The organism is Sphingomonas flavida, assembly GCF_036663655.1.
Lineage (GTDB): Bacteria > Pseudomonadota > Alphaproteobacteria > Sphingomonadales > Sphingomonadaceae > Sphingomonas.
This window is the reverse complement of the sequence record NZ_JAXOJH010000026.1, coordinates 1-24,148: the sequence shown is the minus strand read 5'-3', so window position 1 is coordinate 24,148 and position 24,148 is coordinate 1. Positions and strand designations below refer to the sequence as shown.

Here is a 24,148-nt window from a genome sequence, read left to right as displayed (position 1 = left end):
CGACCTGCTTCCCGTCGGCTACTTCCACGTCGTCTTCACGCTGCCCGTCGAGGTCGCCGATATCGCACTCCAGAACAAGGCGGCCGTGTACGGCCTGCTGTTCCAGGCGGCGTCCGAGACGATGACGACCATCGCCGCCGACCCGAAGCATCTCGGCGCACGCATCGGCATCACCGCCGTGCTTCACACCTGGGGCTCGGCGATGACCCACCACCCGCACATCCATATGATTGTCCCGGGCGGCGGGATGTCGCGGGACGGCCGTCGCTGGATCTCGTCACGGCCGGCGTTCCTGCTGCCGGTGCGCGTCCTCGGCAAGCTGTTCCGCCGCCTGTTCCTGACCCGGCTGATGGCGCTGTACGACGCCGGGCGGCTCGGCTTCTTCGGCGGCATGGCGCATCTCGCCGACCGGCGTACTTTCCTGCGGCACCTGGCCCCGGTAAGAAAGAAGCGCTGGGTGGTCTATGCCAAGCCGCCGTTCGCCGGCCCCGAGACGGTGCTCGCCTATCTCTCGCGCTACACCCACCGCGTGGCGATCTCGAATAGCCGGCTCCTGCGCTTCGACGAGGCCGGCGTCACCTTCCGCTACAAGAACTACCGGGCCGAAGGCGCCGACCGGCAGCAGGTCATGACGCTCAGCCCGGCCGAGTTCATCCGCCGCTTCCTGCTTCACGTCCTGCCGAAAGGCTTCCACCGCATCCGCCACTACGGCCTGCTCGCCGGCGCCACCCGCAAGGCACATCTCGAACGCGCCCGCGAACTGCTCGGCGTCGCGCCATTGCCAGTTGATGCCCCGCAGACCGTCGAACTCGATGACGCCCGCCCGCCATGCCCATGCTGCGGCGGGCGCATGCTCGTCATCGAGACCTTCGAACGCCGGCGACAACCCCGTGCACCGCCGCATGGCACCAGCGCCACCGGGACTACGACGCCATGACCTGGCATGGCCCGGACACATCCCGCCACGCGATTACCGCGCTTCCGGCGTTCAGGCCGCTCGCGCCGGCAATATCGCCAGCCACATCGACGCGCGCCCAGACCGCCGGTCTTGCCCGACATCCATGGCCAAGGTTCTTCCCGAGTGCCGCATCGCGGTCCGATACGGCGCATCCCGCCCGACAGCACAGCGACCGGTCGACCACCCGAAAACCGCTTTCCCCATAGGCCATCGCCTGCGGCCCGCGGCTTCATGCTTTGGAGGATATCGTACACCTGCCGGTGCCCGATTTCCTTCACAAAATCGGTCATTCAGGTGTCACCTTCGGAGCTCCAACTTCGGACCCCCATTAATGTCCGAAGCGGGGAGTGCGTCATATGCGCTTTCCCCGGCGAACCACACGGCAGCTTCCCGAGGAAAAATTTAGAGAAGCAGCGCCAATGGCAGCTCTGTCGGCGCGGCGGCTGGACTTGCGATCGCCCCTGCGCCGACGGTGGCCACAACCCCGACCCCGCTCACCGACCCCCGGAGTCCTCATCGCGATTAACCTGCGGTATGAGCTCGATCCTACGGCTGGCTCTGATGTGGGGGGCTGGCTCAGCCGCGATCCGGGTTTCCGCGCATCGTCGGCCAGTCCGAATAGCCGACCGACCCGCCGCCATACCAATATTCTTTTGGCGCCTCTGCAAGCGGCGCACCTGTGCGCAGGCGATCAACGAGATCGGGGTTGGCAATGAAGGGCCGCCCCATGCTGAACAGGTCAGCATCGCCACACTCAAGAACCTCCTCGGCCAGCTTGAGCGTGTACTGGTTGTTCGCGATATAAGCCCCTTTAAAGCGCTTGCGCAGCGCAGCAAAGTCGACGCCATCTGCGTCACGTGTCTGCTGCGTCACGCCCTCGATGTCGTGGACATAGAGCAGGCCGCGCTGAGACAGCGCATCAATATAGGTGCCGAAGGTTTCCATCACGGTGCTGTCGATCGGCGTCTCGCCGGGCATTGTCGTTGCTGGCGACAACCGGATGCCGACACGCTCTGCGCCCCAAACGCCGACGACCGCGTCGACGACCTCGAGGGGGAAGCGCAGACGGTTTTCGATTGACCCGCCATAGCGGTCGGTTCGCCGGTTGGTGCTGTCGCGTACGAACTGTTCAAGCAGATAGTTGTTCGCCGAATGGACTTCGACTCCATCGAACCCTGCCGCCTTGGCGTTGGTGGCGGCGCGGCGATAATCCTCGACGATGCCAGGAATCTCGTCGGTTTCGAGCGCGCGCGGCGTGACGTGGTCCTTCATCCCTTCTTTGGTGAAAGCCTGTCCGACCGGCTTGATCGCAGATGGCGCGACTGGCGGCTCTCCGCCCTGTAGGTCCGGATGTGAGATGCGGCCAGTATGCCACAATTGAAGAAACATCACGCCGCCGCGATCATGGACAGCCTGCACGATCGGGCGCCATGCCTCGATTTGCTGGTCGTTCCAGATGCCCGGTGTCAGCGCATAGCCGACTGCCTGTGGCGAGATGTTGGTCGCCTCGCTTATTATGATCCCAGCGCCAGCGCGCTGTGCGTAATAGTCTGCGGCGAAAGCGGGCGGAAGCCCGTCGTCGTCCGAACGGCTGCGCGTCAACGGCGCCATGACGATGCGGTTGCGCAGCGACAGGTCACCGATCTGGACGGGCTGCAATATGGGCGATGCGGAATGGTCGGGCATGGTCGGCGATATCCATCAAGCAGTGCAAGATCAGGAACGCTGAACGGACAAGCTGCCGTTACGGTCCGGCGTTCGGCCGCATTCATGGTCGGTTGAACCGATCTGGAAGAGATGCTGGTGGCGCGTTGACGGTCGCAATGCCCTCCTATGCGATCATGACCGAACCCCAGTCGTTTCGATCCCCTCCTGGCTACCTGATCTCAGCGCTCGTCAATGTGTACGAACCCGTCGTTTGGGCGTCCCCGCTTCGGCACCGGCACGCCCAAGCACTCACATGTCCGCTGCGGTCGGGCGAACGATCACCTCATTGATGTCGACACCATCCAGCTGCTCGATGGCATAGCGAACGGCTCGCGCGATCGCATCCGGCGTCAGCGACTTCTTGCGCCATCCGGTCAGGGCCACCGCAACCTCAGGATCGGTGATATCATGACCCAGTTCGGTGGCGACTACGCCCGGCGTGATTAACGTCGAACGGACCTCGTCATGCTCCTGCCGCAGCCCTTCAGTGATGGCGCGTACGGCATGTTTGGTGGCGCAATAAACCGCGGCGGTCGGCATCACCATGTGCGCGGCGACCGAGGCGACATTGACGACATGGCCGCTTCGCTGAGCCACGAACCGCGGCAGGACCGCGGCGATGCCGTTAAGGACGCCGTGGATGTTGACGTCGACCATCCGCTTCCATTCGTCCCGCTTCAGCGCAGCCAGCGGCGAAAGCGGCATCACACCCGCATTGTTGACCAGCACGTCAACACGTCCGAAGCGCGCTTCAGCGGCCTCCACGAACGCGTCGAAATCGGCGCCGTCGGTGACGTCGAGTTCGCGCCAGGCGACGGCCTCGCCCAGTTCCTCCGCCAGTGCCTTCAGACGCTCTCCGCGACGCGCGCCGATGAACAGCCGGGCGCCGGTCTCAGCCAGTTCGCGCGCAGTTGCCTCGCCAATCCCGCTCGACGCGCCGGTGATGAGGACGACCTTGTCGATATTTCCTGCCATGATGGGGTCCTTCCGTTGTGGTGACGGGACGCAGATGGTCCATCGCCCGTGTCGGGCGGTAGAGCGATCGCCCGAATGGCTTGCACGATCCTCCAGAATTAGCGCCGGGTGCTTGCCCATGACGCGCGAGTCAGGAAGGATCGTCACCATGGACCGGATCGCCGAACTCTCCGCCCTCATCGATCGACACGTCGTGGACACAGGCATTTGCAACACGCCGATGCCGCATGTGTCGCTGATCCGAGCCGACGCGCCGAGCACCCCCACGCCTGCCGTCTACGAGGCCTCCCTTTGCATAATAGCCCAGGGGGCGAAACGGGTGTCAATCGGCGAGCACAGCGTCGTCTATGATGCGGCTCATTACCTCTTGGTCTCGGTCGACTTGCCGTTGGTCGGCCATGTGCTCGATGCAAGTCCCGAGCGACCCTATCTCTGCTGCAAGATCGATCTCGATGCCGCGATGCTGGCCGATCTCATGGCGAGCGAAGGCGGCGGGGTGGCCCGTACGGATTTGCCGGTGCTCGGCGTCTACCCCGGCGATCCCGACCTGATTGACGCGGCATGCCGGCTGGTCGGGCTGCTCGACCGACCCGACACGATCCGCGCGTTAGCGCCGCTGATCGAGCGCGAGATCCTCTATCGTCTGCTCACCGGACCGCACGGTCCGATGCTTCGTCACGTTGCGACCGCTGGCAGCCATCTCAATCAGGTCAGCCGCGCGATCGCCGCCATCCGCCGCCGTTTCGATGCGCCGATCCGCATCGACGACGTCGCAACCGAGGCCGGGATGAGTTCCTCCTCTCTTCACGCACACTTCAAGGCGATCACCGGCATGACGCCGCTGGAATATCAGAAGCAGCTGCGGTTGCAGGAGGCCAGACGCCTGATGCTGTCCGAGGGTGCCACGGCGAGCACGGCAGGCTTTGCTGTCGGCTATGAGAGCCCATCGCAATTCAGCCGCGAATACAGGCGACTATTCGGTGCGCCTCCACGTGCCGACATCGAACGGCTCCACGCTGCGCCAGCAGCCGCCATGGCGCTGTGACGATGGCCTGGGTGGCGACCGGTGCTGCGGACTACTGGGATCGGCTGAGGCTGGCAAGACGATCCAATCCCGGCCGTTCGCGACATATTTATCGCTCCCCAGCTGCGGTCATTCGTTCATCTCAATCGCTACTGCTCATCCAATTCTAAGGACGAACCGCTGGCGATGAGGACTGTGCAAGCAGCCACTGAGGTCGCCCCAGGCGCCATCGTCCACAAATCTATAGGATCAGAGGCTGAGTAAGCGTCGGTATTCCGCCTCAGCGAACCCATAGGTGTCACCAGCGAGCCGCAGCAGCCGCTCCCGATCACGCACGATCACGCGTCCGCGCACGGAGCGGACAGCCTCATCCTCTTCGAGCTTGTGGAGTGCGTCGGTCACGCTGCTGCGACGGACGCCGAGCATGAGCCTGAACTCCTCATGCGTCATGTAGATGTCGTTCTCTCGCACGCGGTCGTGGTAGAGCAGGATCCATCGCGCCATCCGCCGTTCGATCGAGTGTGCAAGCGACGAGACGATCGTCCTGGACATCTGGGTCATGACCACGTCGACGAAACGGAGCAGGACGGTTCGGATCGCGGGACGTTCGGCCAGTATCCCGTGCAACGCCGCAGCCGACAACCGCATCGCCGTGCCGTGTTCAGCCCTCATCACCACGTCATGCGACCAGCGCTCGTTGCCGAGCAGCAACTGCCAGCCAATGAACCCCTCGCTTCCGACCAGCGCGACTGCATAGCGGCGGTCGCCCTCGAGCGAGTCGAGTATCGCAGCGATCCCGGTCAACGGGAAGCAGATGCTGTCTGCCGCATCGCCGGCGCGCGCGATCAAGTCGCCGTTGCGAAACGGCACCAGTTCCAGATGCGGCGCAAGGGTGGCGCGGTCGGCGTCGTCCAAAAGACGCAACAGCGCATTCGCCTCACATGGCAGTGCATCTGGCCTGTGCGCACCATCCGCCGTCGAAGCCCGATCATCCATGCCGCCGCCCATAGTCCCGAACCTCGCCGTCCAAATGCTTGCGTCTACTTTCGTACCGAAACGCTGAAGCGCGCCCAATGGTTGGGAAACGGATAGTGACAGGAGGGATTTTTGCGTAGAAGCGTTTCAATACTGATCGCCGCGTCGACCGCGATCGCAGGCGTTCCAGCTCTGGCCCAGTCGGCACGCTCGATCACGGCCCCACCTCCGCCGCCGCCGCCCGCGACATCCGTGCAGCCTCCGAAGGCCGCACCCGACATGCAGTCGGTCCTGGACGCGCTCGCAACGCTCGGTGGCAAGCCAATCGAGACTCTCACGCCTGCGGAAGCTCGCATGCAGCCGTCGGCCGCAGATGGCGCCAAGGCGGCGATGCAGAAGAAGGGCATGTCGACCGCGCCTGATCCTTCGGTCACGACGCAGGACCTGCCGTACGGCAGCGACCCCAAGCAATTCGCGCGCATCTATAAGCCGGCCGGTGCGCCCGCCGATGGCAAGCCCATGCCGGTCATCGTCTACTATCACGGCGGCGGCTGGGTCATCGCCGACGTCGACACCTACGATGCTGCGCCGCGTGCCATGGCCAAGGCGCTCAACGCGATCGTCGTTTCGGTCGAATACCGCCATGCGCCCGAGTTCAAGTTCCCGGCGCAGCATGACGATGCGGCCGCTGCCTATCGCTGGACGCTGCAGAATGCGGCGAGCTGGGGCGGCGACCCTGCGCGGATCGCGACGGTCGGCGAGAGCGCCGGCGGCAACCTTGCGATCGCGACCGCGATCTACGCGCGCGACAATGGCCTGACGGTGCCGCGGCATATCGTGTCGGTCTATCCGATCGCGAACAGCAGCATGACGCTGCCGTCGCGGAAGGATTCGGCGAACGCGAAGCCGCTCAATGCCGCGATGCTGCCGTGGTTCGGCTATTACTACCAGACGAGCAAGGCGGATGCGCAGGATCCGCGCCTGAACCTAGTCGCGGCGAACCTGCGTGGTCTGCCGCCGACGACGATCATCAACGCGCAGATCGATCCGCTGCGCTCGGATGGCGAGACCCTGGCGGCGGCGATGCGGGCGGCCGGTGACAAGGTCGAGCAGAAGACGTTCCCCGGCGTGACGCATGAGTTCTTTGGCATGGCCAAGGTCGTGAACGGCGCCAGGCAGGCGAACGATCTCGCAGTCGCACGGCTGAAGACGGCGTTCGAAGCGCCTGCAGCCCGCCGCTGAACGTGACGGCGGCGGCACCGAGCCGCCGCCTCCTTGCTGGAGAGGACCACCGACCATGACCCAAACCCCCGTCCTTTATTCTCCCGACGCCGAGGATGTGAAACCCGACGAAGCCGAGACGATCACGAAGCTCAACGAGACGTTCGACAAGATCCTCGAGACGACGGCGGAGGATTACGGTCATGCGGTCCGTTCGGTCCACGCCAAGGCGCACGGCTTCCTCGAGGGGACGCTGACTGTCCATGACGGCCTTCCCCCCGAGTTGGCCCAAGGCCTGTTCGCCACCCCGGGCGAGCACAAGGTCGTCATGCGCTTCTCCACCAACGCGGGCGACATCCTGCCGGATACCGTCAGCCTGCCGCGCGGCCTGGCGTTGAAGGTGATGGACGTCGAGGGCGAACGCCTGCCTGGTGCCGATGGACGGACGCAGGACTTCGTCATGGTCAACGGCCCGGTCTTCCAGAACAAGACCGCCGACCAGTTCCTGGGCAACCTCAAGCTCCTGGCCGGCACCACCGACAAGCTCGAGGGCACCAAGGAGGCGATGTCAAAGGTGCTGCGCGGCGTGAACACCGTGCTGAGCGCAGTCGGTATCGAGAGCCCGAAGGTGCAGACGCTTGGCGGCGCACCCAACTCCGAGCCGCTCGGCGAGACCTATTTCAGCGTCACGCCGTTCCGCTACGGCGACTACATCGCCAAGTTCGCGGTCTTCCCCGTGTCGAAGGACCTCACCGATCAGACCGGCACGACGATCGATGCCAGCACCCGCCCTGACGCGCTGCGCGACGTCATCCGATCGGAGGCTCAGGTGCTGGAGATGGAATGGGAGGTCCGGGTCCAACTCTGCCGCGATCTCGAGGAGCAACCGGTCGAAGATCCAACCGTCGAATGGAAGCAGGACGATGCCCCCTTCCGGACCGTGGCGACCATCCGAGCAGCCAAACAGGACAGCCTGAGCGAGGACAAGGTCCAGCAGATCAACGAGGCGATGCGCTTCTCGATCTGGACCGGGCTTGCCGCACACCGGCCGCTTGGGAATATCAACCGCGCCCGCAACGAGACCTACCGACGCTCCGCCGATTTCCGGGCTCGCGTGAACGGCTGCCCCTACCACGAGCCTGCTGGCGGTCGTGCCTGACCGGCGAAGGTGACGTGCGATCCTTGGACACTCAACGTTGGCAGGTCGGCGTGGAGATTAACGGTGCGCTGGCCGTTCTGGCCGTGGTCCTGTCGGCGCATCCAAAGCATTGATAGAACGGCAGAGTCCACCACCGCACGCAAAAGGTCGCACCGCCAGGAGGCTGACGAATGCCGATGATTACCACTGGCGACCTCAACATGGAGGTTTCGCTTTACGGCGCGGAAGAGGGGCAGCCGCTGCTCCTCATCCATGGCTGGCCGGATGACGCGTCGACGTGGGATCAGGTGGCACCCGTTCTGGCCGTGGAAGGGTTGCGCGTCATCGTCCCGACATTGCGTGGGTTCGGCGCCACACGCTTCCTCGACAACGATACCCCGCGGACCGGCAACAGTGCGATGCTTGCGATCGACATGATCGCGCTGCTCGACGCGCTCGGAATTGACCGCTTCATGGTCGCAGGGCACGATTGGGGATCGAACGCGGCCGAGGCCCTGGCCGTCGGGTGGCCCGATCGGGTGCAGCGGATGGCGATGCTGTCGACCCCGCCCCGGCTCGGCGGCATGCCGACGCCGCCGTTCGAACAGACCCAGCGGCAATGGTATCACTGGTTCATGGCCACCGCGCGTGGGGCGGAGGCTGTGCGCGCAGACCGGCGCGGGTTCACCCATCTGCATTGGGTCAACTGGTCGCCACCCGGATGGTTCGACGAGGCGATGTTCGACCGTGTCGCCCGGTCGTTCGACAATCCCGACTGGGTCGACGTGACGCTTCACAGCTATCGCGCGCGCTGGGGCGAAGCGGAACCTGATCCACGAAGCGCCTGGCTGGAGGACAAGGTCAAGGCGACCAAGACGTTGTCTCTGCCGACGCTCTACATCCACGGCGATGCCGACGGCGTGAATCCGCCCTCGACCGCGCAGCACGTGCAAGCGAAATTCGCCGGGCCGTTCGCGCGCATCACCATGACCGGGGTCGGCCATTTCCCGCAGCGCGAGAACCCGCATGCGGTGGTGCGCCACCTCCTTTCCCTCTTCGCCGGCGACCCCGCCGCGTTCACCGATACGATCGACAGGAGCCTGACCATGAAAAAAGCCGCACCTTATGCCGCCGGAATCGCCGCCATCGGCCTGGTTGCCGCTGCTGCAGCCGGCGTTGCCCACGCTCAGGGGCGCAGCGCGCAGCTGACCCAGGTGGCGCAATTCGATCATCAGGCGACTGGCGTTGCGGTGACCGAGGATGGCCGGCGCTTCGTCAATTTCCCCCGCTGGACCGACGACGCGCCCATCTCGGTTGCCGAGGTGATGAAGGACGGCAGCTTGCGTCCCTATCCCGACGCCAAGTGGAACAGCTGGCGCAATGCCCGTGCCAACGAACTGCCGGTCGGCGACTATTTCGTCTGCGTGCAGTCGATCGTCCCCGATGGCCATGGCAACCTCTGGGTGCTGGATCCCGGTGCGCCGGGCAACGAGAAGATCCTTGAAGGCGCCCCGAAACTCGTCCGCATCGATCTGGCGTCGAACAGGGTGACGAAGACGATCCCGGTTCCCGGCGACGTGGCGTTGCAGGGCACCTACCTCAACGACATCCGCTTCTCGCCCGACGGCAAGACCGGCTACATCACCGACAGCGGCACGCGGGGCGCGATCATCGTGGTCGACCTGGAGAGCGGCAAGAGCCACCGTGCGCTTGACGGGCACCCCTCGACGCAGATCGACAAGACGGTGAAGGTCACGCTCGACGGCAAGCCGCTCGTCCGCCCCGATGGCCGCCAGCCTGCCTTCGCCGCCGATGGCATCGCGATCTCCAAGGACGGCAAGACGCTCTACTATCAGGCGCTGACCGGCAAGACGCTGTATTCGATCGACACCGCCAGGCTGCGGTCGGATGTCAGCGAGGCCGACCGGGCGGCAGCGGTGAAGACGGTCGCGCAGACCCACGTTGCCGACGGCTTGTGGATGAGCAAGGCGGGCGTCCTCTACCTGACCTCGCCGACCGACTATGCGATCAAGCGGCTGAACGGCGCGACCGTCGAGACGGTGCTGACCGACCGCCGCCTGCGCTGGCCCGACACCTTCTCCGAAGGGCGCGACGGGACGATGTACGTCACCGCCAGCCATATCCAGGACACCAACTGGTTCACGCCCGGCGCACCGCCGTCGATCAAGACGCAGCTGTTCTCCTTCGCGCCCGCCAAGTGATCGGACATCCCATGACCTATCTGCACTATTCGCCCGACATCGAAACACCGGAGTCCGACGAACAGGAGAGCATCGACGGCATCATCCAGGGCATGACCCAGGAGAGCCAGACCGTGGAGAAGCGCGACGGGCATGCGGTACGGGCGAGCCATGCCAAGAGCACGGCCTGTGTGATCGGCAAGCTCATCGTTGCGCCTGAATTGCCGCCCGAGCTCGCACAGGGCCTCTTCGCGGAGCCAGGCACGTTCGATGTCGCCGTCCGTTTTGCGCAAGGACCCGGTGAGAAGCTCGGCGACCGCGTCTCGACCCATCGCGGCATGTCGATCAAGGTGTTCGGTGTCGAGGGCACGAAGCTGCCCGGCCATGACGCGCCAACGCAGGACTTCGTCCTCGCCGGTGGTACGACCTTCCCGGCGGGGACCGCCGCGGGCTTCCTGTCGCAAGCCAAGAAGATTGGGCTGACGGTGCCCATGCCCGAAGGGGTGAAGAGTGCGGCCGCCTCCGTCGCCCGCAACATCAACAAGGTGCTGAACGCCGTCGGTGCGGGTCCGAGCCCGACGCTGGACTTTTATGGCCACCCCTTCAGCCACCCGCTGGTCGAGGAATATTTCAGCCAGTGCCCGGTGCGCTTCGGGGATCATGTTGCCAAGATCGGGGCTTTCCCCGTCGCAGCCGAGCAACGGGCGCTCGCCGATTGGCAGCTCGACCCGCATCAGGATGAGGATGGCTTCCGCCATGCCGCGGTCGAGTACTTCGAGGGCAAGGATGCGGTGTTCGAGCTTCGGGCGCAGCTATGGACCGATGCCGAGACGCAGCCGATCGAGGACACCTCCGTCGATTGGCCGACAAGCGAAAGCCCATATCGCACCGTCGCGACGATCCGACTACCGCGGCAGTCGGCCTATGGTCCCGACCGCGTCCGCTACTTCGACGAGGTGATGACGTTCCGCCCGGCCCATAGCCTTGAGGTCCATCGCCCGCTGGGCGGCGTGATGCGCGCGCGCATGCAGGTCTACCAGGCGCTCAGCGACTTCCGTCACCGTGAGAACGGCATCGCCGCCGCCAACACCGCGAACATCCAGGACATACCAGCCTGAGCTGAACGCCAGTGCTGACGATAGTGAGAGGACAATCATGAAACTAGAAGGCAACTACGACGCTCAGGCGGAGAACGCATAATGGCGCGCTTTTCCAACAAGGTCATCGTCATCACGGGTGCCGCCTCAGGCATTGGTGAGGGCGCCGCGCGCCGCTTTGCTGAAGAAGGCGCGACGCTGGTGCTGGGCGACATCGACAGGGGCGCGCTCGACAAGCTGGCGGGCGAATTGCATGTCACACTTGAAACCCGCGAGACCGACGTGTCGGACCTCGCGGCATGCGACGCGCTCGTCCAAGCTGCGATCGATCGCTTCGGTCGGATAGACGTGCTGGTCAACGACGCCGGCGTCGATCATCTGGGCAAGGTCGACGAGGGTGACTTCGCCGAGTTCACCAAGGTGATCGAAACCGATCTGTACGGCGTCGTTCACATGAGCCGCGCGGCGATCGCGCACCTGCGGCAATCCAAGGGCTCCATCGTCAACGTCTCATCGGTGTCGGGGCTAGGCGGCGACTGGAACCACAGCTTCTACTGCGCGGCGAAGGGGGCGGTAAGCAACTTCACCCGTGCCCTGGCGATGGACGAAGCGAAGCACGGCGTCCGCGTCAACGCGGTCAACCCGTCGCTCACCTACACGGCGCTCACTGCTGGCATGAAGGAACAGCCTGAGCTGATCGCCAAGTTTGAAGAGCGCATCCCATTGGGCCGCGGTGCCGAGCCCGCCGACATTGCAGGCGCAATCGCATTCCTCGCAAGCGAGGACGCACACTATGTGACGGGCGTGAATCTGCCGGTCGATGGCGGCCTGACCGCGTCAAACGGGCAACCGCCGCTGTCATGATGAATAGTGGGCGGGCCCTTACGCCCGCCCACTATTCCAGATTTGACCATGTCGCCGACGCCAAATTCATGACGGATCAATTTTCTCAAGCCGACAGAGCTTAGATTGCAGTAAATTTGACCCAATGCCGGTCGTTGACTGCCATTCGGTTCAGCTTATTCGCGACGGCAGGGAGTGGGCCGAGTGCTGACCGGCAGCTCCCTGTCTGCCAAAAGTCAGAAGCGGACATCGGCTTCTTGCGTCCCTGATAGCCGGGCATTCACATGGCCAGCCCAGCGCTCGCGCCAGGTCTCGAGCAGATCGGTGCGGTTCCAGTCGCGGTTCTTCTTGCCAAAGCCCTCCTCGTTCACCTCGCGCAGGGCCAGCATGACATGAGCATGGGGCTTGGGTTCGCCGTCTGCACCCACATCCCAATGCACGTTGAGATCGGCTGCCATGCCGCGCGCGACGAACTCCCGTTCGACGAAGTCGCGGGCGAGGCGAATGCCTTCCGCCTGGTCGAGCTCACGCGGGATGGCGAACTCGACCTCGCGGGCAAGCTGCGCGTCCTTCCTGACCTCGACGGCTTCGACCGCATTCCACAGCGCTTCCCGCTCGCGCCAAGCCTCGGGCGCACCATCGGGCAGCAGCACTTCGGAATGGACGACGCCGGCCTTGTTGGAGAAGTCGTGGTGACGATCGAGCCGCTGATCGTGCAGCCGCGAGGCCGAGCGATAGGCGGCGGCCGCCAGCGTCGAGGAGCCGCTGGCGCGCGAGATGATCTTGGCGGAGAAATGGTATATCGCCATGGCGGCAATCCATTTACACCAAACAAGCGACGTCGGCACGACGTATAAGCGCGCCCTTCGAAGATTTCATCTATCTCGGGACGCGTTCGTCCCAAGTTATCCCGGCGCATTGCAGCTGATCGAACGCCACGATAACTGGATCATCCTTATCCCACAACGGAAGGATGATCGCATGCGCAAACCCCGCGACTATGACGCCGAGCTCAAGGTGGTCGATGACAAGGCCAGGCAGCTGAAGGCCCGCAAGCGCGGGCAGCTGGGCGAACTCGTGATTGCAACCGGCGCCGATGCTATCCCGATCGAACAATTGGCGGGGGCGTTGCTGCTGGCTGTGGAGGCGACAGACGCAAGTGTGAAGGAGGCGCAGCGCGTGCGCGGAGCGGCGTTCTTTCGCGCGAAATCCGGCGCACGCCGAGGCACTCGCCGTAATTACAGCTGCCCTGCAACGGACAGCGGTCCTCCGCGCCCGGCTCCAGCTGCGCCGGGCGCGGCATGACACGCGCAATTGGCAGGTGAAACGGCGCGAGCGCACCCGTCAGTTGATCGAGCTCGGCGGTCTGATTGCCAAGGCCGGCCTCATCGATCTGACCGACGATGACCGCGCACTGATTTACGGCGCACTCATCGACGTGGCGAGCAAGCTGCGCGGCGAGGACAGCGATCGCTACCGGCTGATCTGGACGCGGCGCGGACGCCGCGCCTTTGCCGACGGCGCGAGCGCGGGCTGACGAATGTCAGGCTTGCGCGAGCCGCTTCTCGCAGGCTTGCCTGACGATCTGCTGGAGCAGCTCGACGCGCTCGGCGAGCCATTCGAGTTCGGCCACGGGCCGTCACTTCGGCATAGAGGGTCTGACGTTGGTCGATGGTCCTCGACATGGTCCTCACTCCTTCAAAACCACCGCAGCCCGGCCGGAATGGCGGGGGTGGGCGGCAGGAGCGGACCGACAGTCCCGCCAATACGAGGCGGGCTGCACCCAAGGGGCCGAAACGTACGTGGAGGACCGGCGCAGCCGGTTGCAGCACGCCACGGCGGGACTACAGGGCCGTGACGCCCACCCTCGCCAGACGCGCCCGGCGCGTCACGCCAGCGTGGGGGCACCCCGCGCTGTCCGCTGACGGTGCGGAGGCCGCACCGTCACCCGTCAGGGATCGCAACCCGCATGGGCCGAGACGGCACGGCTCGGCGCCGCGCCAGCGGCGTAGAGCCCGGTCCTGCGACATCGCAGGAGACGGCATCGCTCTACTGTCTGAATGTCCCTCGACAGTGCCGTCAGGACCTCAGCGAAGCCCTACTACTAATCATGCAAAAGCAGGACCTTGGCGGCTCCCTTCCCAAGAACCGCGAGGTGATGTCATGTCCACCAACCCCGACCGCATCCTGCGTTTGAAGGCCGTCCTCGACCAGACCGGGCTTTGCCGATCCACCCTCTACCGCAAGATGGCCAACGGCACCTTTCCGAAGAACATCCGGCTCAGCACCCGCTGCGTGGGCTGGCGGGCATCGGCGATCGACGATTGGCTGCGCAACCCTATGTTCTACCATGTTGATGATCATTTCGCCGGATAAGCGCATTTGCGAACCATCGCAGCGTTCCAACTTGGTTTCAGAAATTACCTAAAATCTGCCGCCCCGAGACGCTTGTACCGCGAAGATGCTTTGTTACCCCAACTGGCGTGATGTGGGACAAAGTCGTCATTCGTGCGCTCGGCGGCGGAGGACGGCTTCCGGCAGGGAACGGACACAAGGCAGCCGTCAAGCAATGGCGGTCGCGTCGCGATTCAGCAAGGCGGGCGCTGTATCAGACTTCCCTGTCATCGCAGTTGCTTATCAGGTGCGATTGACTCGCATTATCTTTCGCTATTAGACGCCCCTCGAAATCTTTCAGGAAAGGCACCGTCGGGGACGGCGGAGACAGGGGCGGGAGACCTATGAAGATACATTGGGGCCTTGGATTGCTGCTGTCGTCGGCGGCTTCGCCGGTGGCGGCGCAGGAGAATAACGGCGACGCGTTGCGCGATACGGATATCGTCGTGACCGCGACGGGACAGACCCAGGCGACGTCGGGCACGAAGACCGCCACGCGGCTGATCGAGGTGCCACAGTCGATCTCGGTCATCACGCGCGAGGAACTGGATGTCCGCGCGGTCCACAGCGTGACCGAGGCGCTCGCCTATACCGCCGGCGTCCAGGCCGAGCAGGACGGCATCGACAGCCGCGCCGACAGCTTTTCGGTACGCGGCTTTGCTGCGGGAAGCTTCAGCGACAATCTGTTCCTCGACGGCATTCGCCTGCCTGCCGGTGGGCAATGGACGCGAACCGCCTTCGATCCTTTTGCGCTTCAGCAGATCGAGGTGCTGAAAGGCCCGTCGGCGGTGCTGTTCGGGCAGGTGGCGCCCGGCGGCATCGTCAATCTGGTGACGAAGCGCCCGACGGCGCAGCCGCGCGGGGAGATCATGCTGCAGGGGGCTGGATTCACGGACCTGGGCAAATGGCAGTATCAGGGCGCGGCGGACGTGTCGGGGCCGATCACCGCCGACGGCACGATCCGGGCGCGGCTCGTCGGCCTCGCGCGCTACGGCGATGCCCAGATCGATGCGATCAAGACCGGGCGCTACTACATTGCGCCCAGCCTCTCCTGGGTGCCCGATGCCGCCACCAGCATCACGCTCATGGGCCAGTATCAGCGCGACGAGGGCGGATCGACTTTCCAGTTCCTTCCCTATGTCGGATCGCAGCAACCGGGCGCGGGCGGCCGCCATATCCGCCTCGACGCGTTCCTGGGCGAGCCGCAATTCAACACCTATGATCGCAACGAGTATCTGCTCGGATACGAATTGCGCCATGCCTTTTCCGGTCGGCTCGAGCTGCGACAGAATGGCCGCTACACCCGCGTGGAGACGCTGTTCCGGGGAACCGTGCTGCGCGGGGGAACGCTCGCCAACGGGCAGACGATCAATCGTCGCGCGGTACAGGGCATCGGCCATTCCGATGGCTATGGCCTGGATACGCGGCTCGAAGGTCGCATCGACACTGGCGCGCTGGAGCACCGTGTGCTGGTCGGCGTCGACATGCTCGATACCGAATGGCGGCACCTGCGCGACCTGTCGACGAACGTTCCGCCGATGCCCGACATCTTCAACCCCGTGTCGCAGGGCATCGGGAGAGTGCTGCAGACGCTTGCGCCGCAAGTCCATCTGAATGCACGACTGGAGCAGGTCGGCGCCTATGGCCAGGACCAGATCACGCTTGGCCAGCTTCATGTCACTCTGGGTGCGCGCTATGACTGGGCGAAGAACCATCAGGTCAACGAACTGGCGACCGGCAGCACCGATCCGGTGACGCTGACCAAGGCGGACAAACTGACATGGCGGGCGGGCGCGACCTGGGTCTCGCCAAGCGGCCTTGCGCCCTATGCCAGCTATTCCACCTCGTTCCAGCCGACCACCGGCCAGTATTTCGACGGCACGCCGTTCAAGCCGACGACCGGCGAGCAATATGAGGTCGGCGTCAAATACCAGCCGCGCGGCAGCAACGCGCTGCTCACCGCCGCGCTATACCAGCTCACCCAGAACAACCTCGCCAGTCCCGACCCGGACGAAAGCCATGTCTGCGCGGGAACGATCTGCCAGGTCCAGACCGGACAGGGCCGCATCCGGGGGATCGAGCTGGAGGGCAAGGCGACGCTGATAGGCGGGCTCAGCATGATCGCGACCGGCACCTATATGGATAGCGAGATCACGCGCGCCGCGCCGGGGCAGCAGGGCAACCGGCTGACTCAGGTGCCCGAATGGATGGGATCACTGTTCGCCGACTATCGCTTTGCCGAGGACGGTCCGCTGGGCGGCGTCGGACTAGGCGGCGGGGTGCGCTATGTCGGCGTTTCGTATGGCGACACCGCCAATGCGTATCGTGTACCCAGCTACACCTTGTACGACCTGTTCCTGCGCAAGGCCTTTGCCAGCGGCATCATCCTGTCGGTCAATGCACGCAACCTGACCAATCATCGCTATGTCGCGCTCTGTTCGTCGGCGTCATCCTGCTATTATGGTTCGGGACGGACGTTGAACCTGCGACTGCAATACCGGTGGTGAGCATGTTCGCGGCCATCATGCTCGCGTTGGGGGCGCCCGGTGCGCCGGTCACGAAAGAGCCTTTGGCGGCGACGCCCTACACGCTGTCGAACAGCGTCGAGCAGGTCGTCCATGCCGAAAACGGCGAGGCCTATCGCGTCATGATCGCCTGGCCGGAGGGACCTCCACCGCCCGCTGGCTACCCGGTCCTGTATGTACTGGACGGCGAGGACAATTTCGCGATCGCGTCACTCACTGCCCGTCGGCTGGCGCGCGCCGGCGCGCGGACGGGCATCTCCGAGGGCATCGTCGTCGGGATCGCGGCCGGGCCTTTGCCGCGCCGCACCCGCGACTATACGCCCGCCACGCCGGGCTGGACGATCCCTGCGAACCGGCCTGCCAGCGGCATGGCGACGGGCGGGGCCGAAGCGTTTCTCGACTTCGTCGAGCGGCAGGTGAAGCCGCTAGTCCGGCAGCGCTGGCGGGTCGATCGCTCGCGGGAGACGTTGCTCGGGCATAGTTTCGGCGGTCTGCTCGCTCTCCATGTGGCACTGACGCGACCGGCGATGTTCGGTGGCGTCGTCGCGGTCAGTCCGTCGCTGTGGTTCGGTGATGGTCTGATCGCGCACGAGGCCGCGGTCGCCAGGAGATCGCCCCGGATACTGATCGCCGAAGGCGACGGAGCCGCCGCCTCTCCGGCTGAACTGGCCCGATCGCTTGACGGCGGTGAGAACCTTGGCCGGGTGCATTTCCTGTCACTGCCGGGTCAGTCGCACGGGACGACCATGTTGGCGGCGATGGCTCCGGCGATCCGCTTCGCCTTCTCGGGAGTGGAACGATGATCGTGGCGTGGTGCGCGGCGTTTGCGACGGTCGGTGGGGCATTGAGCCTCTATGTCGGTACCCCGCATCAGGCGTTGGTACGTCACCATGTCGACAGACGTCCTTATCGGATGGCCGGCGCGCTGCTCCTGCTGATCGCGCTGGTCCTGCTGCTGACGATAGAAGGACCGGCGACCGCCGTCTTCACCTGGGCGACCGGCACAATGCTGGTGTGGAGCATCGTGCCCGCCATCGTCCGCTGGTGGCGGTTCCGGCGGGAGGCGGTGCGATGAGCCGCGCGCCGCTCACCAGTCGCGACTGGCTCGGCAAGGCCTCCGCCGCAACCATTCTCGGCTTCACCCTGACCATGGCGCTGACCTGCACCTTCGCGGCGCTATGCGCGACCGACGATGATGTCTTCAGCGCGCAGCGACAGCTTGCCATGTGGCTGGCGTCACCGATCTGGTGCGCGATCCTCGGCCTCTGTTTCCTGTTCCGCAGCGGCGCGCGGGCATGGGGCTGGCTCGCGTTCGCCAATTTGTTCGCCTGGGCGCTCTACGTCGCCACTCGCCTTCTTCTCGGATGATCGCCGATGCGGACCGAAGTCATAAAGACCTATAAGGACGTGCATAGCTGGGTCGGGATCATCGCGGGGCTGGCGCTGTTCATCGCCTTCTATGCGGGGGCGATCACGATGTTCGCCGAGCCGCTGAACCGCTGGGCGTCCGCGCCGACCAACATCTCAACCCCGCCGGCGCTCGATCGCACGCCCGAGTTGATCGAAAAAGTGTTGCGCGCGCGGCCCGACGCGCGCGCGGCCTATACGGTGCATTTCGAAACCGGGCCCGATGAGCCCGCGCGGCTGAGCTGGACCACCGGCAACCGCCGCGCGCCCGGCCCGACCTTCCTCGCCGCGCTGGCGCCCGATGGGACGGTGCAAGTGGTGCGGCAGGACGCGTCGCCTGTCGCGGAGTTCGTCGATGTACTCCACCAGAAGGTCGGTCTCCCGCTCGGTCGCAGCGCGGCAATGCCGGTCATGGGCGTGATTGCGCTGCTTTACGCCGTGGCGATCATCTCCGGCGTCATCTGTCTGCTGCCCAGTCTGGTGAAGGACCTGTTCGCGCTGCGCTTCGGCAAGAACGTCAAGCGGATGTGGCTCGACCTGCACAATCTGCTCGGGTTGTTCAGCCTGCCGTTCCACATCGTGATGGCGATTACCGCCGTCATCTTCGCCTTTCACGACCAAATCTACGAGGCTCAGGGCGCGGTGCATCAGGTCGGTGCGGCCAAGGTCGAGCGGCGAGCGCCGCCACCGCCCGGTCCACCGAAGCCGCCAGCGTTCGAAGCGGTGCACGGCACGCTGTCGCCCGCCGAACTGCAGCGACGCATCGAGACGCAGGCGCCCGGCTTCGCGCTCCGCTCGATCACTTATCGTTACGATGCCAAGAACGGCGCGCACGGCGACATCACCGGGGTCGATCCCCGCTATGGGATGGGTGCGCCGACCTATGGTCGGGCGGAGATCGACACCCGCACCGGCGCGATAACCGGGGCGGACTATATGCCGGGGCGTCAGGGGCCGTGGTTCGCGGCGGTGACATCGTTCTTCACGCTGCATTTCGGCAGCTTCGGTGGCGCGCCCGTGCGCTGGTCCTATTTCCTGCTGGGTCTGGCCGGTGCGTTCCTGTTCTACTCGGGCAATCTTCTCTGGATCGAGAGCCGCCGCCGCAAGGAGCGCAAGGCGGGTGCAGTGACGCAGACCCGCGCCACCCGCGTTTTGGGGAGCCTGACGGTAGGCGTGCCGCTGGGCTGTATCGCCGGCATCTCGCTGACGATCGCTGCCGCCAAATGGCTTCCCGCTGACGAGGGCGATCTCGCCGCATGGCATAGCCGCATCTATCATCTGGTGTTTGTCGCCGCCGTTATATGGGCCTTGGTACGCGGTGCGGCGCGCAGCGGGTCGGAGTTGCTGTGGCTAGCTGCGGCGGCGACCGCCGCCATTCCGCTTACCACGCTACTGTCGCCTGTGCTGGCCCAAGGCTGGAGCCATGCCGGCGCGAGCCGACTGGTCGACCTGGTCGCGATTCTCGGCGCGAGCGGTTTCGCCATGATGGCGCGCGCCGCCTGGCGGCGGTCCGTGGCAGGGCCGCGCGACAGCGTCTGGGCCGATCCTGCCACCGCAACGATATAGGAGCGCGACATGAATCTTTTTGCGATCCGGGCCGCCGGGATTGCTGGCATTCTTGGTGCGATCTGCTGGGCGATCGGCGATGTCCTGCTAGTGGGCGGCACGGCGTCACCCGATCAATTCCCGCTGTTGTTGCGCGACTATGCCGACCGCATTCCGTTCAAGGCGCTGGCGTGGATGCTGCCATTCGACGAGCCAAGGCTCGCCGCGGGGGCGATGATCGCCAACCTGTAGATCCCGCTATATCTGGCCGGGAGCTGGCATCTGTATCAAGGCGTGAAACCGGCCGGAGGCATCCTGCCCTTCGCCGCGTTCTTGCTGCTCTTCTGCGCCAATGCCTGGTCGCCGCTCGGCCATGCGTCCTTTTACTACCCCGCCATGGTGTACAAGACGATCCCGACGCTTCCCGCCGCTGCCCATCCAGCGCTGCTGACACTGGGTGCGCAGTTCAGCTGGATGCAATCGACCGCATGGTTTCTGGCGGTGATCCCGCTTGGACTCGGCATGGCACTGCTATGTGCGACGATCCTGGCTCGCCGGACCCGTTATCCCCGCTGGTCAGCGGTGATCCTCAACCCGGTCGCGCCGCTGCTGCTCGCCGCTATCGGCGCGGCGTTACCGCCCCCGGTCGGGCCATGGGTCTTCGCCGCCGTCCTCAATGTCGGGTTCTTCATCGTCTATGCCCTGTCGACGGTCCTGCTGTGGAATGGCGGCAGGACTGTTGCGCGATGATGAAAGAGGATCGCTACTGAGGGAACTGTCAAACAAAGGCGGACGGATCTCGGGTCGCCGCAGCTCGGTCTATGATGTCGCCGCTCAGCTGACGAGCGACTTCCACTCAGTTAGTGCGGCGGAGCGTCGCTCCTTGTAGGTCACCAAACCGAACCACCCGTGGACCAACGGCCAGTTCGAGCGGATGAACCGGATGATCAAGGAGGCGACCGTCAAGCGCTTCCACCACGGCAGCCATGACCAGCTGCGGACGCACCTCGCCGACTTCATCGCCGCCTATGCTTCGCCCGTGGCTGAAGACGCTCAGCGGCCTCACGCCCCACGAGCACATCGCAAAATCTGGACGTCAGAGCCGGACCGGTACATAGTCAACCCGATCCATCAGATGCCGGGCCTGAACACCTAATCAGTGCGAACGGCAGCTACCGTTGAGACCAGACGTTCGCCGGGGTGAACGCGAACGACACATTTTGGTCGAAAGCTGCCTCACTATCTCACCGTTAACACCACTGCCGTGCAGCGGCTTGGTGGAATGGGTCAAGTTCGTTCCTCTGCCAGCGTTCGCTCCCGCCGAAGCCTGGGTACGTTATCAAGCGCAGCGAGCGCGATCGACGCTGCCTTGCACCGCGCGCTGCGCTAGCATGTCGGTGATGGCATCCCGACGAACCCCATATGCCTCCAGGAGCCGCCCGGTACGGCGCGACGTTGCCGCGGAGCGCTGGTTGCTGCTGCTCTTCGTCGTGGCAGCCATCGCAATCGCTGCTGGCCTTCTAGATAAGGTCGGCGTTGCTCCGGAGACGAAGCCGCCCGGGAGGATGACGATGGCGCAGGCCCGCGCCTCGAACGCCAGGGTTCCCGTCGTTGCTGCTGCGCGTGTCCGCACAGCGCCCTATCGCTTTCGTGGCGGCCCCGCCGAACGCGCACAAGCCGTCGACTGCCTGGCCACCTCAGCCCTCTATGAAGTGGGTGATGACCCGCGGGGCCAGCGCGCCGTCATTCAGGTCATTCTCAACCACGCGCGAGCCCCTGGCTTTCCGCGCACCATTTGCGGCGTCGTCTACCAAGGTTTCGACCGGACCACGGGCTGCCAATTCTCGTTTACCTGCGATGGCTCGATCAAGCGGCGCACGAAACATTTGGGCTGGTCCGCGGCGCGACGCGTGGCAAGCGAAGCGCTTGCCGGCCACGTCTTCACCGATGTTGGCCGCGCCACGCACTATCATGCCGACTGGATGGTGCCGTATTGGCGCGACACAATGACCAAGGTGGCAAAGGTCGACACCCACCTCTTCTACGTACGCCTCTGAGCGGCTTGGCTATTTCTGTGCCATCATTTTACGTGGGGACGTGATGAAACACATCTGCCGTCTATCGAAAGAAATCACTGCTTGACGCCGCGTCGTTATTGCTGCTGCAAGACCGTTGCTGTGACATGGCCGTTTACGGTTCTCCGGAACCGCGCAGCGTTTAACACTCCTGCCACTCCCATCTGGATTAACCATGGCTGACGAAACCATCACCGATCCCGCGCATGCGGTCGAACTCGCCACCGAACTGACCATTGCCTGGCTGGGCAATCCCAACACGCGCATCGACGCCGAGCAGGTCCCGACCTTTCTGGGCAGCATGCACAGCGCCATCCTGAAGCTGGCCGGCGGCGGCGAGGCGGCGGCAACGGATGCCGTAGACACCACCGAATACACGCCTGCGGTGTCGGTGCGGAAGTCGCTGGCCTCGAAGGACCACATCATCTCGATGATCGACGGCAAGCCCTACAAGACGCTGCGCCGCCACCTCGCGACCAACGGCCTGACGCCCGAGCAATATCGCGAGCGCTATAACCTCAAGGCCGACTATCCGATGGTCGCCGAGAGCTATTCGGAGAGCCGCCGGGCGATGGCCAAGAAGATCGGCCTTGGCCGCAAGCCGGGTGCCAAGGTGGCAACGACCGCCAAGCCGAAGGGCGTGAAGGCGGCCAAGAGCGCCGCGGCGGCGCATCTGTCGGGCGAATAACCGGTCAGGCAGGGCTGGCTTCAACCAGCCGGCCCTGCCCGCCACTTTTGGCTGCGGCCAAGGCCTCATCGGCCGCCGGTGCCGCGTTCAGATGGCTCTGGATGAACCGGGCCCAGTCCTCGAGCATGCGCCGGCGCGGGGAAAGATAAAGCGCGGCGTTATAGGCCCCCCTCACCTCATCGCGCTCGACATGGGCGAGCGCCATCTCGATCCAGTCGGGCTGATAACATTCGGCCTCATTGGCCCAGGTCGAGGCCAGCCCGCGAAAACCATGCACGGTCTGGCGGCCACGATAGCCCATCCGGTAGCAGGCATAGATCATCGTGTTCTGCGAGATGGGCTGGTCGGGCTTCTCACCGACAAAGACATAGTCCGCCGAGCTATAGACCTGCACCTCCCTGAGCAGCGCGACAACCGCGGGTGCCAGCGGCACGACATGCTCGCGCGCCATCTTCATGCGCTCGGCCGGCACCCGCCAGAGCGGCGCAGGCCCGTCGAGATCGTCGAACTCCTCCCAACGGGCATGACGCGTCTCATTGGTCCGCGCCCAGGTCAGCAGCGTGAACAGCAGCGCCGCCCGGGTCACCGCGCGACGCCGCGGCGTATCCTCGCCATCATAGCCGTCAATCGCCCGGATCAGCGCAGGCAGCTCGCTGCGGCCAATACGCGGCATATGCCGGGTGCGCGGTTTGGGCTTGAGCAGTTGGCCGAGATGCTCGGCCGGATCACGCTCGGCCCAGTCATGGGCGATGGCAAAACGGTAGACCTGGCTGACATGCTGCTTCAAACGCCGGCTGACGTCGAGCGCGCCGCGCGCCTCGACCCGCCGTACCATCGCCAGCACATCGGTCGGCGTGATGACGGACAACCCAAGCTTGCCGAGCACCGGAAAGGCATCGCGCTCGAGCCGGGTCAACAGCCGGGTGGCATGCCCGGCATCAAGCGCGTCGAGGCGGTGGCCATGCCATTTGCGCGCCGCTTCCTCAAAGGTCATCTGGGTCCTGGGCTTGTTGCCGGCGCCCGGATCACCCCCCTCGCCCAGCACCACGCGGGCCTTGGCGCGGCGCAACCGCGCCTCGGCGAGTGAGACCGCCGGATAGGCGCCAAAGCTCAAGAGCTTTTCCTTTCCGCCATAGCGGTACTTCATCCGCCACAGCTTGGAGCCGTTGGGACGGACGAGAAGGTAGAGGCCTTCGCCATCGGTGAGTTTATAGTCTTTTGCCCGCTTGGTGGCGTAGCGGACTTCGAGCTCCTTGAGGGTGACCTGCTCCCCGGAAATCATGCCATTGGTAAGTTAGCTCGTCAGATGGAGACGAGCGATGCGGCGAGGCCGTTTTACCGAGGATCAGATCATAGGCGTGCTGCGTGAGCACGA

24 protein-coding genes and 2 pseudogenes are annotated in these 24,148 nt (G+C 64.9%); 20 read left to right on the top strand and 6 right to left on the bottom strand.

What is annotated here, in order from left to right; genetic code table 11:
• On the top strand, window positions 1–937 hold a 937-nt coding region (locus U1703_RS17905; protein ID WP_332786809.1), incomplete at its 5' end, for an IS91 family transposase.
• 597 nt (window positions 938–1,534) lie between these two features.
• Here the strand turns inward: U1703_RS17905 and U1703_RS17900 are convergent.
• Entirely contained in the window at window positions 1,535–2,644 is a 1,110-nt protein-coding gene (locus U1703_RS17900; protein WP_332786808.1) for an alkene reductase, read from the bottom strand.
• Between the two features lie 270 nt (window positions 2,645–2,914).
• A complete protein-coding gene (locus U1703_RS17895) occupies window positions 2,915–3,640 on the bottom strand; it encodes an SDR family oxidoreductase (RefSeq protein WP_332786812.1) in 726 nt (241 codons plus the stop codon).
• A 148-nt stretch (window positions 3,641–3,788) separates the two neighbouring features.
• Here U1703_RS17895 and U1703_RS17890 point away from each other — a divergent pair, with 148 nt between their 5' ends.
• Window positions 3,789–4,685, top strand: coding sequence for an AraC family transcriptional regulator (locus U1703_RS17890; RefSeq protein ID WP_332786807.1), 897 nt, complete (start codon window positions 3,789–3,791; stop codon window positions 4,683–4,685).
• A gap of 228 nt (window positions 4,686–4,913) precedes the next feature.
• On the opposite strand, the gene U1703_RS17885 is transcribed toward U1703_RS17890, so the two are convergent.
• Both U1703_RS17885 and U1703_RS17880 read right to left on the bottom strand, forming a co-directional pair.
• Entirely contained in the window at window positions 4,914–5,672 is a 759-nt protein-coding gene (locus U1703_RS17885; protein WP_332786806.1) for a Crp/Fnr family transcriptional regulator, read from the bottom strand.
• A 32-nt stretch (window positions 5,673–5,704) separates the two neighbouring features.
• Window positions 5,705–5,920, bottom strand: coding sequence for a hypothetical protein (locus tag U1703_RS17880; RefSeq protein ID WP_332786805.1), 216 nt, complete (start codon window positions 5,918–5,920; stop codon window positions 5,705–5,707).
• 73 nt (window positions 5,921–5,993) lie between these two features.
• On the opposite strand from U1703_RS17880, the gene U1703_RS17875 reads away from it, so the two are divergent.
• From U1703_RS17875 to budC, 5 genes are all read left to right on the top strand, one after another.
• Window positions 5,994–6,881 carry an alpha/beta hydrolase gene (locus tag U1703_RS17875; RefSeq protein WP_332786804.1) on the top strand — a complete coding sequence of 296 codons (888 nt, stop codon included), beginning with the start codon at window positions 5,994–5,996 and terminating at the stop codon, window positions 6,879–6,881.
• Between the two features lie 55 nt (window positions 6,882–6,936).
• Window positions 6,937–8,019, top strand: a complete 1,083-nt coding sequence (locus U1703_RS17870; protein ID WP_332786803.1) for a catalase family protein — start codon at window positions 6,937–6,939, stop codon at window positions 8,017–8,019.
• 170 nt (window positions 8,020–8,189) lie between these two features.
• Window positions 8,190–10,220, top strand: a complete 2,031-nt coding sequence (locus tag U1703_RS17865; RefSeq protein WP_332786802.1) for an L-dopachrome tautomerase-related protein — start codon at window positions 8,190–8,192, stop codon at window positions 10,218–10,220.
• An 11-nt stretch (window positions 10,221–10,231) separates the two neighbouring features.
• On the top strand, window positions 10,232–11,317 hold the full coding sequence (locus U1703_RS17860) for a catalase family protein (RefSeq protein ID WP_332786801.1): 1,086 nt from the start codon (window positions 10,232–10,234) through the stop codon (window positions 11,315–11,317).
• Window positions 11,318–11,398: 81 nt separating this feature from the next.
• Window positions 11,399–12,160 carry a meso-2,3-butanediol dehydrogenase gene (gene budC / locus U1703_RS17855; protein ID WP_332786800.1) on the top strand — a complete coding sequence of 254 codons (762 nt, stop codon included), beginning with the start codon at window positions 11,399–11,401 and terminating at the stop codon, window positions 12,158–12,160.
• Between the two features lie 245 nt (window positions 12,161–12,405).
• Here the strand turns inward: budC and mobQ are convergent.
• A pseudogene (mobQ, locus tag U1703_RS17850) lies at window positions 12,406–12,948 on the bottom strand (MobQ family relaxase); the annotation flags it as partial.
• Here mobQ and U1703_RS17845 point away from each other — a divergent pair.
• The 13 genes and pseudogenes from U1703_RS17845 to U1703_RS17785 all read left to right on the top strand — a co-directional run bounded on the left by U1703_RS17845 (window position 12,947) and on the right by U1703_RS17785 (window position 22,773).
• Window positions 12,947–13,444 (top strand): conjugal transfer protein TraD, encoded by a 498-nt coding sequence (locus tag U1703_RS17845; RefSeq protein WP_443025844.1) that lies wholly within the window; start codon window positions 12,947–12,949, stop codon window positions 13,442–13,444. The pseudogene mobQ and the gene U1703_RS17845 sit on opposite strands and share 2 nt — an antisense overlap.
• Before the next feature lie 16 nt (window positions 13,445–13,460).
• On the top strand, window positions 13,461–13,676 hold the full coding sequence (locus U1703_RS17840; RefSeq protein WP_332786799.1) for a conjugal transfer protein TraD: 216 nt from the start codon (window positions 13,461–13,463) through the stop codon (window positions 13,674–13,676).
• A 626-nt stretch (window positions 13,677–14,302) separates the two neighbouring features.
• On the top strand, window positions 14,303–14,515 hold the full coding sequence (locus U1703_RS17835; RefSeq protein WP_332786798.1) for a helix-turn-helix transcriptional regulator: 213 nt from the start codon (window positions 14,303–14,305) through the stop codon (window positions 14,513–14,515).
• Window positions 14,516–14,877: 362 nt separating this feature from the next.
• Window positions 14,878–17,040: a TonB-dependent siderophore receptor gene (locus tag U1703_RS17830; RefSeq protein ID WP_332786797.1), complete on the top strand. Its 2,163-nt coding sequence runs from the start codon at window positions 14,878–14,880 to the stop codon at window positions 17,038–17,040.
• A gap of 2 nt (window positions 17,041–17,042) precedes the next feature.
• Window positions 17,043–17,861, top strand: coding sequence for an alpha/beta hydrolase (locus U1703_RS17825; protein WP_332786796.1), 819 nt, complete (start codon window positions 17,043–17,045; stop codon window positions 17,859–17,861).
• Window positions 17,862–17,971: 110 nt separating this feature from the next.
• The gene (locus tag U1703_RS17820; protein WP_332786795.1) at window positions 17,972–18,133 is read left to right on the top strand and encodes a hypothetical protein; all 162 of its coding nucleotides are present in this window, start codon (window positions 17,972–17,974) and stop codon (window positions 18,131–18,133) included.
• Window positions 18,130–18,426, top strand: a complete 297-nt coding sequence (locus U1703_RS17815; RefSeq protein WP_332786794.1) for a hypothetical protein — start codon at window positions 18,130–18,132, stop codon at window positions 18,424–18,426. Before U1703_RS17820 ends, U1703_RS17815 begins: the two co-directional genes overlap by 4 nt.
• 6 nt (window positions 18,427–18,432) lie before the next feature.
• Window positions 18,433–20,031, top strand: a complete 1,599-nt coding sequence (locus U1703_RS17810) for a PepSY-associated TM helix domain-containing protein (RefSeq protein ID WP_332786793.1) — start codon at window positions 18,433–18,435, stop codon at window positions 20,029–20,031.
• A 9-nt stretch (window positions 20,032–20,040) separates the two neighbouring features.
• Window positions 20,041–20,262 (top strand): hypothetical protein, encoded by a 222-nt coding sequence (locus U1703_RS17805; protein ID WP_332786792.1) that lies wholly within the window; start codon window positions 20,041–20,043, stop codon window positions 20,260–20,262.
• Entirely contained in the window at window positions 20,263–20,760 is a 498-nt protein-coding gene (locus U1703_RS17800; protein ID WP_332786810.1) for a DUF6796 family protein, read from the top strand.
• 154 nt (window positions 20,761–20,914) lie between these two features.
• Window positions 20,915–21,166: pseudogene (locus U1703_RS17795) on the top strand (IS481 family transposase); the annotation flags it as partial.
• A 316-nt stretch (window positions 21,167–21,482) separates the two neighbouring features.
• Complete coding sequence (locus U1703_RS17790; RefSeq protein WP_332786791.1) at window positions 21,483–22,067, top strand: cell wall hydrolase; 585 nt, start codon at window positions 21,483–21,485, stop codon at window positions 22,065–22,067.
• 193 nt (window positions 22,068–22,260) lie between these two features.
• Window positions 22,261–22,773 carry a Ros/MucR family transcriptional regulator gene (locus U1703_RS17785; RefSeq protein WP_332786790.1) on the top strand — a complete coding sequence of 171 codons (513 nt, stop codon included), beginning with the start codon at window positions 22,261–22,263 and terminating at the stop codon, window positions 22,771–22,773.
• Between the two features lie 4 nt (window positions 22,774–22,777).
• On the opposite strand, the gene U1703_RS17780 is transcribed toward U1703_RS17785, so the two are convergent.
• Entirely contained in the window at window positions 22,778–24,055 is a 1,278-nt protein-coding gene (locus U1703_RS17780) for a tyrosine-type recombinase/integrase (protein ID WP_332786789.1), read from the bottom strand.
• Window positions 24,056–24,148: the final 93 nt, after the last annotated feature.